This is a genomic window from Endozoicomonas sp. ALC020, assembly GCF_049275935.1.
GTDB lineage: Bacteria > Pseudomonadota > Gammaproteobacteria > Pseudomonadales > Endozoicomonadaceae > Endozoicomonas_A.
Map to the genome: position 1 here is coordinate 1,908,977 of NZ_CP184830.1, position 13,540 is coordinate 1,922,516.

The following is a 13,540-nucleotide window of genomic DNA, read 5'->3' on the forward strand; positions in this document are numbered from 1 at the left end:
GGTCAGACCGGCCTGTTACCTATAAAGACGCGAGGTATGAAAAAAGGACGCAAAAAAAATGTTTTTTTATCGTGAAAATATTTTGCCCAGTTGGTTACAGGCAGGAGAAGGGCTAAGTTTTTTTCGCTGATAGTTGTTCTCAGCAATTTTTACAGCCGGTTTTTTTAGGCCGATAGTCCATCACACCGCCCCGGCCCACTTCAATATCGCAGCAGGCAATAAAACGTTCTTTCAGCTGAACCCGACCACGCTGAATACGGCTCTTGGCACCGGACAGGGATAAACCCAGGGCTTTTGCTACCTGCTTTTGGCTCATGCCCTGCAACTCTGACATTTGCAGAGGAATCCGGTACTTCTCGGGTAGCTCATCCATAAAAGGCACCAGGCAACGGGCCAGCTCCTGATGGGCCCTCTCTGCTTCATCTTCTTCCCCGGCAGCAAGACTGTCTGATAACTCATCCCAGGGCTTCTGCTGACGGTAGTAATCCATGACAGCATTTTGTGCAATCCGGAACAGCCAGCTACCCATTCTGTCTCCAGACTTGAGTGTCTTAATGTGGGTATGCGCTTTGAGATAGACATTCTGCAAAATGTCATCCACAGCCGATGGTTCGCTCACTTCTCGGGCTATATAACGTTGCAGCCGGGCTTTATGCTCCTGCCAGTGATTTTGCATAACAGTCTGCCCCTGCTGAAAGGGTTGGAATTAAACATGGAAGTAACAGTTTACCGCCAGTACGGAAGCACAAGATGTCTCTGATTGCGGGTATATCCGTATTCGATGATCCTTACCGGATCGAAGCCCATGATGGCAAAGAAGTTTACTGGGAAGATCGGTATATCACCATTGGTATGGATAAAGAGTTGGATACACTTTATGTATGCTACACAATGAGAAGTAATGAAACCTCAACCAGGCTGATCTCGGTGAGGCGTGCTGAAAAGCACGAGCGTCGATTATATGAACAGCATAAATCATGGTGATCACAATGGGAAAAACAGTCTCTGTAGACTACTTAAAAGGGCAAAAACTTGATGTGTACAAAGATAAAAAAGCTCTCGATGAAATGACCGAAGAAGAACTTCATGAGGCTGCATTGGAAGACCCTGATGCACAGCCTTTGTCCGAAGAACAACTCAAACGCTTTAAGCGGGTAAATCCAAATCTCCCTAAGAAAGAAGCTGGAAATGGGTAAAGAAATTGTTCTGTACCCTATATAAGGCACCCCGTTGCCGAATGAGCCAGGTAATCAAACCCTCAGCACATTCCTAATCAGCTCAAGATAATACCGGCCTGCCAAAAGATGTTGTCCATTTTCACTCCGTAGTAGCGAGCGTCTGATTCGGCTTTGCGGGCGTTTGACTCGGAGCCTGACCGAGAATAGCGCCCGTCTAGGCGACCCCGTAGCGAGGACGGCAGAAAATTGAGGATGAAAATTCGGTTTTGTGAGGAGAATAGCGAGCTATTTGACGAACAAAAGCGGATTTTCAGACCAATTTGCTGCCGCCGCACGACTGCATGGATGCAGGAGCTAGAGCAACGCAGGAGCAGTTGCCGCGTAGGGCAGTCTATTCTCGGTCAGGCTCCTGGACCATGGATGACTTTAACAACAAACCGCCTGGCCTGATTGCCCCTGCGGCCAGTGCCGAGGATCAACTGCCGCTGAAAACCTGAATGCGGCAGATTACCGAGGCAGTGCGACAGGGGTTGGGGCAGATCGGGCAGTATGGACAGTCGTTTATAAGTCGTGCCTTTCATTATTCTGACCTCAATATTTTTTGAACTTCCACCATAAAGCCGGGTCCAACAGATCTGATCCATTTTAAATGCCCTTCCCAAGCCGGGATAAATACTAACTTTGAAGTTACGGGACAATCAGGAATGAACCCTATCGACAGCAATTCCAACCTACACGAACCACCCTCGCCAACGCCTTTGCAGCCTCAACCGGAGGAGGCACCAGCGGGTATCAGTGCAGACAGGGACGTTACTCTATATCACAACAATAACTCACCGTTTTTACATTTACCCGAATTAACACAATTAAAGATTATTCGCTGTTTGGGTTTTCGAGATATTACCCGTTTAGCAGAGGTATGCCGATATTTTCATGATTTTGTTAAAGAAAATAACGCTTTGGGAAGAGCATGGAATCGCCGGTTTCCTTCACCCTACCTATATCAGCTAAAAACCACTATTAAGACAAAAGATGAGCAACAACTCCGTGATTGGTTTAAGCCAATGGCTAATACGGGCACTGTCGAGTCGCTCATTGAACGACGCAAGAATATTTATTTCCCTGTTCAGTTACTTTTCACCAACAGTAAACTGATGTCTCAAAGTAAAGAATTTGAGTTAGTGGAAAAAGCCGTAATTAGACATGATGATACTGTCTACCACGCCAGTTTAAGTCTCGATGGCCAGCATCTGGCAACTGCCAGTCGTGATAAATCAGCGAAAATTTACTCCCTGCAGACCAATGGATCATGGCAAAAAAAAGCCACCATTAGCCATGATCATACTGTTGATTCAGTCATTTTTAGCCCCGATGGCCGCTATCTGGTCACAGCCGGTTGGGATGGCAAGGCAAAAATCTACGGTCTGGAAGACGATGGATCATGGAAAGAAAAAGCCTGCATTTCCCACGAGAATATGCTCAGTTCAGCCAAATTCAGTGCCGATGGCCGCCGTGTGGTGACCGTCGGTTTAAGAGATTCGGTGAAAATCATCCACCGGGAAGACAATGGATCATGGCAGGTAGAGGACACTATTCATGACGAAGGGGTCTATTCGGCCAAGCTCAGCTCCGATGGCCGTCACCTGGTAGTTTTCGGTTCTCTGGATGATGTTTTAGAAGTCTATGGCCAGTCAGCCGCCGGATCATGGGTAGTAACATCCACTATTAATTTCAGGTTTAATATCCGCACGGGCAACTTGAGTGCCGATAGCTGCCATCTGGTCATCACAACTTACGCTCACACAGCGATAATCTTTGACCTGCAGGCTGATGGATCATGGAAAGAAATGGGTTCGATTGAACATGATCAGTCGATCAAATCAGCTAACTTCAGCCCTGACAGCCTCCATTTGATGACCGCCAGTGATGATGGTACGGCGAAAATCTATAGCCAGAATGCTGGATCATGGGAACAAAAAGCCTGCATTGTCCACCATGGGGGGGTCAAATCGGCAAGCTTCAGTGCCGATTGCCAGCATGTCTTGACCATCGGTGATGATGCCAAAGCAAAAATCCATAGCCTGCAAACCGACGGCTCATGGCAACCAAAAGCCAACATTGTCCATAAGGATAAGATCCTCTCAGCCGCCTTCAGTCCCGACGCTTGTCATCTGGTGACGTACAGTGACGATGGTATGGTGAGAATCCTTGGCCAGCAGGCCGATGGATCATGGCTGCAAAAAACCGCCGTTCATAACAGTATACGATTCAACGCAGCCTGCTTCAGCGCCGATAGCCGAAATGTGGCGGCCATCGGTCACGAATACTCGCTGAGAATCACTGAACTATGGAAGAAGGATTAATGATCCAATGAGCGTATTTTTGCTTACGCAATGTTTTGATCTTCCATTGTAAAAGCGAGTCTAACGGATCGAATCCATTTTAAATGTCCTTTTTAACTGAGGATACATACTGACTTTGGCGCTATGAAGGAAACCGTCGTGAACCCTGCAAAAAGCACTTCTAGTATTAACGAACCACTGTCGCCAACATCTGAACAACCTCAACTGGAGCAAGCACCAACGGGCGTCAGTGCGGGTAGGGACGTCACTCTATATCACAACAATAACTCGCCATTCTTCGATTTGCCCGAATTAACACAATTAAAGATTATTCGCTTTTTGGGTTTACGAGAGATTACCCGTTTAGCAAAGGTATGCCGATATTTTCGCGATCTTGTTAATCAAGATAGAGCTCTGGAAAGAGCATGGTATCGCCGTTTCCCTTCACCACAGCAATATCAACTAAGATCCACCATTGAGACAAAAGATCAGCAACAACTCCGTGATTGGTTGGAGCCGTTTGCTGATAAGGGCACTATCGGGTTGCTCATGGAACAAGGAAAGAACATTCATTTTTCTGTTCAGCTCCTTTTCACCAACAGCAAACTGATGTCGCTATGTAAAGAATTTGAGTTAGTGGAAAAACTCGAAATTACCCATGGAGGTCGTGTCTACCAGGCTACTTTAAGCCCCGATGGCCAACATCTGGCAACCGCCAGTCGCGATACAACAGCGAAAATCTACAGCCGTGAGCCCAATGGCTCATGGGAAGAAAAAGCCGTTATTACCCATGAATATTGGGTGATATCAGCCACCTTCAGCCCCGATGGCCGCTATCTGGTAATCGCCGCTCATCGCGGCACAGTGAAAATCTATGGTCTGGAGGACGATGGGTCATGGGAAGAAAAAGCCTCCATTTCCCACGAGACATACATCACTTCAGCCACCTTCTGTGCTGATGGCCGCCGTGTGTTGACTGTTGGTTATGGTAATGATGCTTTGCTGAAAATTACAGGTCGGGGGGACAATGGATCATGGGAATTGGAGGACACTCTTCAAAAAAATTGGATCACTTCGGCCAAGCTCAGCCCCGATGGCCGTCACCTGATCATTCATACTCCCGGGTATCGCGTTATAGAAATCCAGAGTCAGTTGGCCGCTGGATTATGGGCAGTAACATCCACCATTCAGCTAGAGGATGGAAGCGACCGGGTCAAATTCAGCGCCGATAGCTGCCATCTGGTCATCAGCACATTTGCTCCTGCGGCAATAATCTATGACCTGCAGGCTGATGGATCATGGAAAAAAATGGGCACGATCAAACATGATGATTTGATCCAATCAGCCAACTTCAGCGCCGACTGCCTCCACCTGGTGACCGCCAGTAAAGATAATACAGCAAAGATCTATAGCCAGAGTGCTGGATCATGGAAAGAAAAAGCCTGCATTGTCCACTCCGGGGGGGTGAGGTCGGCAAGCTTCAGTGCAGATTGCCAACATGTGGTAACTAACAGTGACGATGCCACGGCGCAAATCAATAGCCTGCAGACCGATGGATCATGGGCACTAAAAGCCAGCATTGTCCATAATAGTCAGGTCATCTCAGCCACCTTCAGTGCCGACGCTTGCCACGTGGTGACCGCCAGTGACGATGGTAAAGTGAAGATTTATGGTCTGGAGGCTGACGGGTCATGGCTGCAAAAAGCCGTCATTCAAAAAGAGACAAAATTCACCGCAGTCAGTTTCAGCGCCGATAGCCGAAATGTGGTGACCGTCAGTATGGATAACAAAGTGAGGATCACTGAACTTCGGAAAAAGGATTGATGATCGATGAACTTTCATCATAAAACCGAATCCTACTGACTGAATCCATTTTAAATATCCTTTCCAGATAGCAATAAATATTGACTTTGGAGTTACGGAGCAATGAGGGATGAACCCAATTAACAGCAATTCCAGCATAAACAGAGCCTCACCGACACCTGTGCAACCTCAAATGGAGGCAGCATCAACGGGCGTCAGTGCGGGCAGGGACGTTACTCTGTATCACAACAATAACTCTCCGTTTTTAGATTTGCCCGAATTAACTCATTTGCAAATTATTCGCTGCCTGGGTTTTCGAGAGATTACCCGTTTAGCAAAGGTATGCCGATATTTTCGCAATCTTGTTAAACAGGTTAACGCTTTAGGAAGAGCATGGAATCGCCGGTTTCCTTCATCCCATCTATATCAACTAAAGACCAGCATTAAAACAAAAGATGAGCAACAACTCCGTGACTGGTTAGAGCCATTTGCTAATAAGGGCACTATAGAGCCCCTCATTGAACAACGTAAGAATACTTATTTTCCTGTTCAGTTACTTTTCACCAACAGTAAACTGATGTCGCTATGTAAAGAATTTGAGTCAGTGGAAAAAGCCGAAATTACCCGTGGTGATATTGTCTACAATGCCAGTTTCAGCTCCGATGGCCAGCATCTGGTCACTGCCAGTCGTGATAATACAGCGAAAATCTTTGCTAAGGAGGACAATGGCTCATGGAAACCAAAAAACATCATTTCCCATAATGGTCGGTTCTACATCGTCACATTCAGCCCAGATAGCCGCAATCTGGTGGTCGCCAGTCGTAACAAGGGGGAAATTTATGGCCGGGAGGACAATGGCTCATGGAAACCAAAAGCCACCATTTCTGGCAATGGTCTGGTCAAATTTGCCAGATTCACTGCTGATGGACGCCAAATGTTGACCGCCAGCACCGATAAAACGCTGAGAATCTATGGTCTGGAGACTGATACATCATGGCAAGAAAAATACACTAATTACCATAATGATTCGATCAAATTTGCCCAGCTAAACGACGATGGTCGTTATTTATTGATCCTCAGCGTATCTGGCATTGTCACACTCTATGGTCAGAAGGACAATGGCTCATGGAAAGCAGAAGCCACCATGATTCATAACGGTGAGCTCATATTGCCCAGATTCAGTCCCAATTGCCGTCATCTGATGATCAGTGGTAAAGACAACACTGTGGAAATCTATGGTCAGGAAGCCAATGGGTCATGGGAAATAAATACCACCATGACTCATGATGTTCCTGTCCACTCAGCTCGTTTCAGTGCCGATGGACGCCATCTGATAACCAAAGGTGTCCTTAAGACGCTTAAAATATGTGACCTGCAGGACGATGGTTCATGGCAAGAAACAGTCACGATTCTTAATACGGGTGTCTTTTCAACCACATTCAGCGCCAATGGCCGCCGCCTGCTGACCATCTCTAATGATAAAACGATGAAAATCTACGGCCTGGAGCCCCCCGGATCATGGCTAAAAGAAGCCATCCTTTCTCACAAAAGCGACATCATCTCAGCCGACTTCAGTGCCGATGGCCTCCGTTTGCTGACCACCGTCGACAATAAAAAGGCAAGAATCTATGGCCGGAAGGCTGACGGATCATGGGAAAAACAAGCCACTATTGTCCACAAAGGTTACGTCTGTTCAGCCACCTTCAGTGCCGACGGTTGCCTTGTAGTGACCGCCAGTTGCGATCACACGGCGAAAGTTTATGGCTTGTGGACCGATGGTTCATGGGTAGAAAAAGCCACCATTCGACACGAGTTTTCTGTCGAATCAGCCAACTTCAGCGCCGATAGCCGACATGTGTTGACTGTCAGCGCAGATAACAAGGTGACAATCACTGAACTTCGGAAAAAAGATTGATGATCGAATGAGCGTATTTTTGCTTACGCAATGTTTTGAACTTCCATTGTAAAACCGAGTCTAACGGATCAAATCCATTTTAAATATCCCCTTTAACTGTGGATAAAGACTGACTTTGGAACTACGGAGCAATCAGGGATGAACCCAATTAACAGCCATTCCGGGATACAGGAACCACACCCGCCAACACCCAAGCGAAATCGACTGAAGGAAGCTGCAACCGTTGTCTGTAAAGGCAGGGACGTTACTCCTTATTACGACAATAACTCTCCGCTTTTAGATTTGCCGGAATTAACACAGTTAAAGATTATTCGCTGTTTGGGTTTGCGAGAGATTACCCGTTTAGCAAAAGTATGCCGATATTTTCGCAATCTTGTTAAACACCATAACGCTTTGGGAAGAGCATGGAATCGCCGGTTTCCTTCACCACATCCTCTATATCAACTAAAGGCTGCCATTAAGACAAAAGATGAGCAACAGCTCCGTGATTGGTTGGCGCCTTTTGCTAATAAGGGCACTGTCGAGTCGCTCATTGAACACCGAAAGAATATTCATTTCCCTGTCCAGTTACTTTTCACCAACAGTCAATTAATGTCTCTGTGCAGAGAATTTAAGTTAGTGGAAACGCTCGAAATTACCCATAGTGGTCGAGTCTATGAAGCCAGTTTCAGCCCCGATGGCCAGCATCTGGTAACCGCCAGTAGCGATCACACGGCAAAAATCTACTGCTGGGAGGCCAATGGATCATGGGAAGAAAAAGCCACCATTACCCATAATCGTGTGGTCTTGTCAGCCAGCTTCAGCCCCGATGGCCGTTACATGGTCACCGTCTGTCGCGATGGCACAGCGACAATCTATGGTCTGGATGATCATAGATCCTGGGAAGAAAAGGCCTGCATTTCCCATAAGAATTTCCTCAATTCAGCCACTTTCAGTGCTGATAGCCGCCTTGTGTTGACCCACAGTTCCTATAACACGGTGAAACTCGTTGGTCGAAGGGGCAATGGGTCATGGGAAGTAGAGGAGACTTTTTATAGAAATTGGATCACTTCGGCCAAGCTCAGCCCCGATGGCCGTCACATGATAATTCTTAATTCAATGGATCACGTTGTAGAAATTCATGGCCAGTTGGCTGCGGGATTGTGGGAAGTAACATCTACCATCCAACTAAAGGCCCCTGTCTTCCTGGCCAACTTCAGTGTCGATAGCTGCCATCTGGTCCTCAGCACTCATCGTAATCACGCGACAATAATCTATAACCTGCAGGCTGATGGATCGTGGAAAGAAGTGGGCACGATAAAACATGATGAGTTGATCAAATCAGCCAACTTCAGCGCCAACTGCCGCCATGTGGTGACCGCCTGTAATGATGGTAAGGCGAAAATCCATAGCCAGAGTGCTGGATCTTGGGAAGAAAAAGCCTGCATTGAACACCCTGAGGAGGTCACCTCAACCAACTTCAGTGCCGATTGCCAGCATGTGGTGACCACCAGTGATGCCATAGCGAAAATCAGCAGCCTGCAGGCCGATGGATCATGGGCACTAAAAGCCCGCATTGTCCATCCGGGTGAGGTCGTCTCAGCCACCTTCAGTGCCGATGCTTGCCATGTGTTGACCGCCAGTGTCGATGGTGTAGTGAAAATTTATGGTCTCGAGACCAACGGGTCATGGCTGAAAAAAGCCGTCATTCAAAAAGAGACAGAACTCACCGCAGCCAGTTTTAGCCCCGACAGCCGAAATGTGATGACCGTCTGTAAAGATAACACGGTGAGAATCACTGAACTTCGGAAGAAGAATTGATAATCGAATGATTGCTAAGTACCTGGCCAGTTGGTTTCGCATATTCTGGCGAGTGGATTTTTTCATCCTTCAAGGTGCAACGACGGGCGCGTAGCCATAGCTACGCAACCAGAGTTGGAACGCAGAAGGGTGGAAAAAGCCGCCGTCAAGAATATGCGAAACCAACTGGTTAGGTACTTATTAGTTCCACTGACCTCAATCTTTTTTGAACTTCCACTATAAAACCGACTCCAACAGATCAAATCCATTTTAAATGTCCCTTTTAACTGTGGAGAAAGACTGACTTTGGAGCTACGGAGCAATCAGGGATGAACCCAATTAACAGCCATTCAGGGATACAGGAACCACTCCCGCCAACACCCAAGCGAAATCGACTGAAGGAAGCTGCAACGGTTGTCTGTACCGGTAGGGACGTTACGCCTTATTACGACAATAACTCTCCGCTTTTAGATTTGCCGGAATTAATACAGTTAAAGATTATCCGCTGTTTGGGTTTACGAGAGATTACCCGTTTAGCAAAAGTATGCCGATATTTTCGAAATCTTGTTAAACAAAATAACGCTTTGGGAAGAGCATGGAATCGCCGGTTTCCTTCACCACATCTAGATCAACTAAAGGCTGCCATTAAGACAAAAGATGAGCAACAGCTCCGTGATTGGTTGGCGCCTTTTGCTAATAAGGGCACTGTCGAGTCGCTCATTGAACACCGAAAGAATATTCATTTCCCTGTTCAGTTACTTTTCACCAACAGTCAATTAATGTCTCTGTGCAGAGAATTTGAGTTAGTGGAAACGCTCGAAATTACCCATGGTGCTGGAGTCAATGAAGCCAGTTTCAGCCCCGATGGCCGGCATCTGGTAACCGCCAGTAGCGATCACACAGCGAAAATCTACTGCTGGGAGGCCAATGGATCATGGCAAGAAAAAGCCACCATTACCCATGATCGTTTGGTCTTGTCAGCCAGCTTCAGCCCCGATGGCCACTTTCTGGTCTCTGTCTGTCAGGATGGCACAGCGAAAATCTATGGTCTGGAGGACAACGGATCCTGGGAAGAAAAGGCCTGCATTTCCCATAAGAATTACCTCAATTCAGCCACTTTCAGTGCTGATAGCCGCCGTGTGGTGACCCACAGTTCCTATAACACGGTGAAAATCATTGCTCGGAGGGACAATGGATCATGGGAAGTAAAGGAGTTTTGTCATGGAAATCAAATCTATTCGCCCAAGCTCAGCCCCGATGGCCGTCACATGGCAATTCTTCATATTATGGATAATGTTGTAGAAATTCATGGCCAGCTGGCCGAGGGATTATGGGTAGTAACATCCATTATTCAACCAGAGGCCAATGCTTTCCAGGCCAACTTCAGCGCCGATAGCTGCCATCTGGTCCTCAGCACTTATAGTAATCACGCGGCAATAATCTTTAACCTGCAGGCTGATGGATCGTGGAAAGAAATGGACACGATAAAACATGATGAGTTGATCAAATCAGCCAACTTCAGCGCCGACTGCCGCCATGTGTTGACCGTCTATAAAGGTGGTATGGTGAAAATCCATAGCCAGAACGCTGGATCATGGGGAGAAAAAGCACGCGTTGAACACTCTGAGGAGGTCATCTCAGCGAGCTTCAGTGCCGATTGCCAGCATGTGGTGACCATCAGTGATGCTATAGCGAAAATCAGCAGCCTGCAGGCCGATGGATCATGGGCACTAAAAGCCCGCATTGTCCATCAGGATGAGGTTGTCTCAGCCACCTTCAGTGCCGATGCTTGCCATGTGTTGACCGCCAGTATCGATGGTGTAGTGAAAATTTATGGTCTGGAGATTAGTGAGTCATGGCTGCAAAAAGCCGTCATTCAAAAAGGGACAGAACTCACCGCAGCCAGTTTCAGCCCCGATAGCCGGAATGTGATGACCCTGGGTGATTATAAAAAGGTAAGAATCACTGAACTTCGGAAGAAGAATTGATGATCGAATGATGGGTATTAGTTCCACTGACCTCAATCTTTTTTGAACTTCCACTATAAAAGCGACTCCAACAGATTGAATGCTTTTTAAATAACCTTTCCAGGCGAGAATAAAGACCGACTTTGGAGCTACGGAGTAATGAGGGATGAACCCAATTAACAGCCATTCCGGGATACACGAATCACTCCCGCCAACACCTGTGCAGCATCAACTGGAGGAAGCACCAACGGGTGTCAGTGCAGGTAGGGACGTTACTCTATATCACAACAATAACTCTCCGATTTTAGCTTTGCCCGAATTAACACAGTTAAAGATTATTCGATGCCTGGATTTTCGAGAGATTACCCGTTTAGCCAAGGTATGCCGATATTTTCGCGATTTTGTTAAACAAAACAGAGCTCTGGAAAGTGCATGGGATCGCCGGTTTCCTTCACCACATCTTTATCAACTAAAGGCCGCAATTAAGACAAAAGACGAGCAACAGCTCCGTGATTGGTTGCAGACGTTTGCAAATTCAGAAACTATCGAGTCACTCATTAAACAAAGAAAGAGTTCTTATTTTCCTGTTCAGTTACTTTTCAGCAACAGTAAACTGATGTCTGAATGTAAAAAATTCAAGTTAGTGGAAAAAGCCAAAATTACTCATTCCTTCAATTTAAGCACAGCCACCTTCAGCGTCGATGGCCTCGGTGTGTTGACTGCCAACGAGCTCAAGCGATCTGTTCTTCACACAAATACACCCTGCGTACATTTCTCGGAAATTTTTTGTTAGCCATTATTACACATTTGTTAGCAATTATTTGGTACTAGAAAGATCTTTAGGGCTATGTTTTGCTAATGTGAGCATTTTAGATTCTTAACAGCCTAATAAGGGAAAAGGGAAAAGGGCATGTATCAAGTAGTAAAACCAATTGTACCGCCAGGGGCACATATTCTAACGCAGTCCAAAATGGAGCAAGAGAGTCCATCTGTAAAAAAGGATGATATAAAGTATCTTCCTTGCGCAGTAGAACACACAGGAAATTATTTTGGGACTAAGGATCTTTCATCAAGATGCATTTCTCCGGTTATGAACGAAAAAGACAATGATGATTTCTACGTCCACCTTGCGAAAAACATCGTCTTCACTCTCGACCGAACTTATTTTGATTCAATCGATGAATTATCCTGGAGAAATATCGCTGATAGTTTAAAGTTTTCAGGCATAGATACATTAGAGAAAGCTACTGCTATGGATTTGAAGGTATGTCCTCCATGTCCAGTATTTCATACATGGGCAGCGCTGCATGGCACCACCATATTTGATGGCAAAAATAATCCTGAAAGATTTAACGGATTGAATTATGTCCAAAGAATATTGAAAGAAGGAACCGAACTCAGTAAAAATGATATCCCACTGTTTATAGTATTTTCTGACAAGGCGCTTAAAGAATCCCAAATCAATGAGATGAAAGCCAGTTTCAAAGATCATGATAATATCTTATGTATCTCTCTTGAAACAGACCTGCAGTTAAAATTTCCCAAGGAATTAGATTGGCATACTGCATATATGGGTTTCATGTTTATGGATTGCATCAGAATTGTTGTATCTCAACACATTACCAAGACTATAAACTTTTGTATAGATAAGGCTAAATCTGAAAACAAAATTAATCTGGCTAATCGTTTTGAAAAACTCGGAACCAATTTTTTGTTTTATTCAGACATTGATAATCAATGGCTATCGAAACCACCTTATATAATAGCTAGCCATGGCATGTTTACTCAACCAACATTGTCAGAGACCCTGCCACTCTACGGTATAAAAGATTGCGATGCAGATAAATTATTTGATGATGATAAATCGATTTTAACCAGACACAGGTCGTTTTTCTCTGACTTTCCTTACCATAATACAGGTAGAACAGTAACATGGTCTTCAGACAAAGCGAAAAATCTATTTGACTATATTTTAAGTGGTGAAGCAGAATCTAATTTTAAACATCTATCAAATCAGATTGCACATATTTCATCTAAATTCAATTATCTATTACGCATTGACAAAGGAGTTTCCTGGAAAGGTGATAATAGTTGTTTTTTTGTAGCAGATCATTCTAAAGACGTTTTTTATAGGGGCGCTTCAAAGAGAGTCAGCGTTATAGACCTCCATGAAAAGCCAGATGGTAAATGTGCTAATCCAGACCCATATTACAGAGAAGCACACAGTCTCGTTGGAATGCAATTACTCAAGTATTATTCTCATGGACATGATTTCACTTGGTGGCATTAAACATTCAAGCAGGAGACCTCTACCTGGTTGTTTTGATCAGATTTTAACGGATCGGCCCCGAAATTTTCTTTCCAAATTCGTGAAATCAGCTCTTTGATCTATTGGCGCTCTGCGGTAAAGATTTCACTGTGACACTCCCAGCCCTGTCGAGGGTGTCGCAAAAGGTCAATTAAAACGCTTCAAGCTTCAAACCGTCATCTCCGCGAAGGCGGAGATCCACTGCTCGTGGTGGGTTCCCGCCTGCGCGGGAACGACGATCTTGATAT

11 protein-coding genes are annotated in these 13,540 nt (G+C 45.6%); 9 read left to right on the forward strand and 2 right to left on the reverse strand.

Going from position 1 to position 13,540, the window contains the following annotated elements; genetic code table 11:
* Positions 1-139: 139 nt before the first annotated feature.
* Positions 140-676 carry an RNA polymerase sigma factor SigZ gene (sigZ, locus tag ACOJUO_RS06440; RefSeq protein ID WP_422139292.1) on the reverse strand — a complete coding sequence of 179 codons (537 nt, stop codon included), beginning with the start codon at positions 674-676 and terminating at the stop codon, positions 140-142.
* Between the two features lie 29 nt (positions 677-705).
* On the opposite strand from sigZ, the gene ACOJUO_RS06445 reads away from it, so the two are divergent.
* On the forward strand, positions 706-984 hold the full coding sequence (locus tag ACOJUO_RS06445) for a BrnT family toxin (RefSeq protein ID WP_422140059.1): 279 nt from the start codon (positions 706-708) through the stop codon (positions 982-984).
* A gap of 5 nt (positions 985-989) precedes the next feature.
* On the forward strand, positions 990-1,196 hold the full coding sequence (locus ACOJUO_RS06450; protein ID WP_422139293.1) for a hypothetical protein: 207 nt from the start codon (positions 990-992) through the stop codon (positions 1,194-1,196).
* A gap of 383 nt (positions 1,197-1,579) precedes the next feature.
* Here ACOJUO_RS06450 and ACOJUO_RS06455 read toward each other — a convergent pair whose 3' ends face one another.
* A complete protein-coding gene (locus ACOJUO_RS06455; RefSeq protein ID WP_422135915.1) occupies positions 1,580-1,822 on the reverse strand; it encodes a hypothetical protein in 243 nt (80 codons plus the stop codon).
* Positions 1,823-1,882: 60 nt separating this feature from the next.
* On the opposite strand from ACOJUO_RS06455, the gene ACOJUO_RS06460 reads away from it, so the two are divergent.
* The 7 genes from ACOJUO_RS06460 (at position 1,883) to ACOJUO_RS06490 (ending at position 13,274) form a co-directional block, all read left to right on the forward strand.
* Positions 1,883-3,541: an F-box/WD repeat-containing protein gene (locus ACOJUO_RS06460; RefSeq protein WP_422135916.1), complete on the forward strand. Its 1,659-nt coding sequence runs from the start codon at positions 1,883-1,885 to the stop codon at positions 3,539-3,541.
* 138 nt (positions 3,542-3,679) lie between these two features.
* Complete coding sequence (locus ACOJUO_RS06465) at positions 3,680-5,344, forward strand: F-box/WD repeat-containing protein (protein ID WP_422139294.1); 1,665 nt, start codon at positions 3,680-3,682, stop codon at positions 5,342-5,344.
* 109 nt (positions 5,345-5,453) lie between these two features.
* Positions 5,454-7,238 carry an F-box/WD repeat-containing protein gene (locus ACOJUO_RS06470; RefSeq protein WP_422139295.1) on the forward strand — a complete coding sequence of 595 codons (1,785 nt, stop codon included), beginning with the start codon at positions 5,454-5,456 and terminating at the stop codon, positions 7,236-7,238.
* 138 nt (positions 7,239-7,376) lie between these two features.
* Positions 7,377-9,038: an F-box protein gene (locus ACOJUO_RS06475; RefSeq protein WP_422139296.1), complete on the forward strand. Its 1,662-nt coding sequence runs from the start codon at positions 7,377-7,379 to the stop codon at positions 9,036-9,038.
* A 308-nt stretch (positions 9,039-9,346) separates the two neighbouring features.
* Positions 9,347-11,005 (forward strand): F-box/WD repeat-containing protein, encoded by a 1,659-nt coding sequence (locus tag ACOJUO_RS06480; RefSeq protein WP_422139297.1) that lies wholly within the window; start codon positions 9,347-9,349, stop codon positions 11,003-11,005.
* Between the two features lie 145 nt (positions 11,006-11,150).
* Positions 11,151-11,777 (forward strand): F-box protein, encoded by a 627-nt coding sequence (locus ACOJUO_RS06485; protein WP_422135921.1) that lies wholly within the window; start codon positions 11,151-11,153, stop codon positions 11,775-11,777.
* Between the two features lie 117 nt (positions 11,778-11,894).
* Positions 11,895-13,274 carry a hypothetical protein gene (locus ACOJUO_RS06490; RefSeq protein ID WP_422135922.1) on the forward strand — a complete coding sequence of 460 codons (1,380 nt, stop codon included), beginning with the start codon at positions 11,895-11,897 and terminating at the stop codon, positions 13,272-13,274.
* The last annotated feature ends 266 nt before the right edge of the window (positions 13,275-13,540 follow it).

Bases quoted from the DNA above. Each gene is read 5' to 3' on its own strand.
- sigZ (WP_422139292.1), bottom strand. From the start codon at position 676: ATGCAAAATCACTGGCAGGAGCATAAAGCCCGGCTGCAACGTTATATA.
- ACOJUO_RS06450 (WP_422139293.1), top strand. From the start codon at position 990: ATGGGAAAAACAGTCTCTGTAGACTACTTAAAAGGGCAAAAACTTGAT.
- ACOJUO_RS06455 (WP_422135915.1), bottom strand. From the start codon at position 1,822: ATGGATCAGATCTGTTGGACCCGGCTTTATGGTGGAAGTTCAAAAAAT.
- ACOJUO_RS06460 (WP_422135916.1), top strand. From the start codon at position 1,883: ATGAACCCTATCGACAGCAATTCCAACCTACACGAACCACCCTCGCCA.
- ACOJUO_RS06470 (WP_422139295.1), top strand. From the start codon at position 5,454: ATGAACCCAATTAACAGCAATTCCAGCATAAACAGAGCCTCACCGACA.
- ACOJUO_RS06475 (WP_422139296.1), top strand. From the start codon at position 7,377: ATGAACCCAATTAACAGCCATTCCGGGATACAGGAACCACACCCGCCA.
- ACOJUO_RS06480 (WP_422139297.1), top strand. From the start codon at position 9,347: ATGAACCCAATTAACAGCCATTCAGGGATACAGGAACCACTCCCGCCA.
- ACOJUO_RS06485 (WP_422135921.1), top strand. From the start codon at position 11,151: ATGAACCCAATTAACAGCCATTCCGGGATACACGAATCACTCCCGCCA.
- ACOJUO_RS06490 (WP_422135922.1), top strand. From the start codon at position 11,895: ATGTATCAAGTAGTAAAACCAATTGTACCGCCAGGGGCACATATTCTA.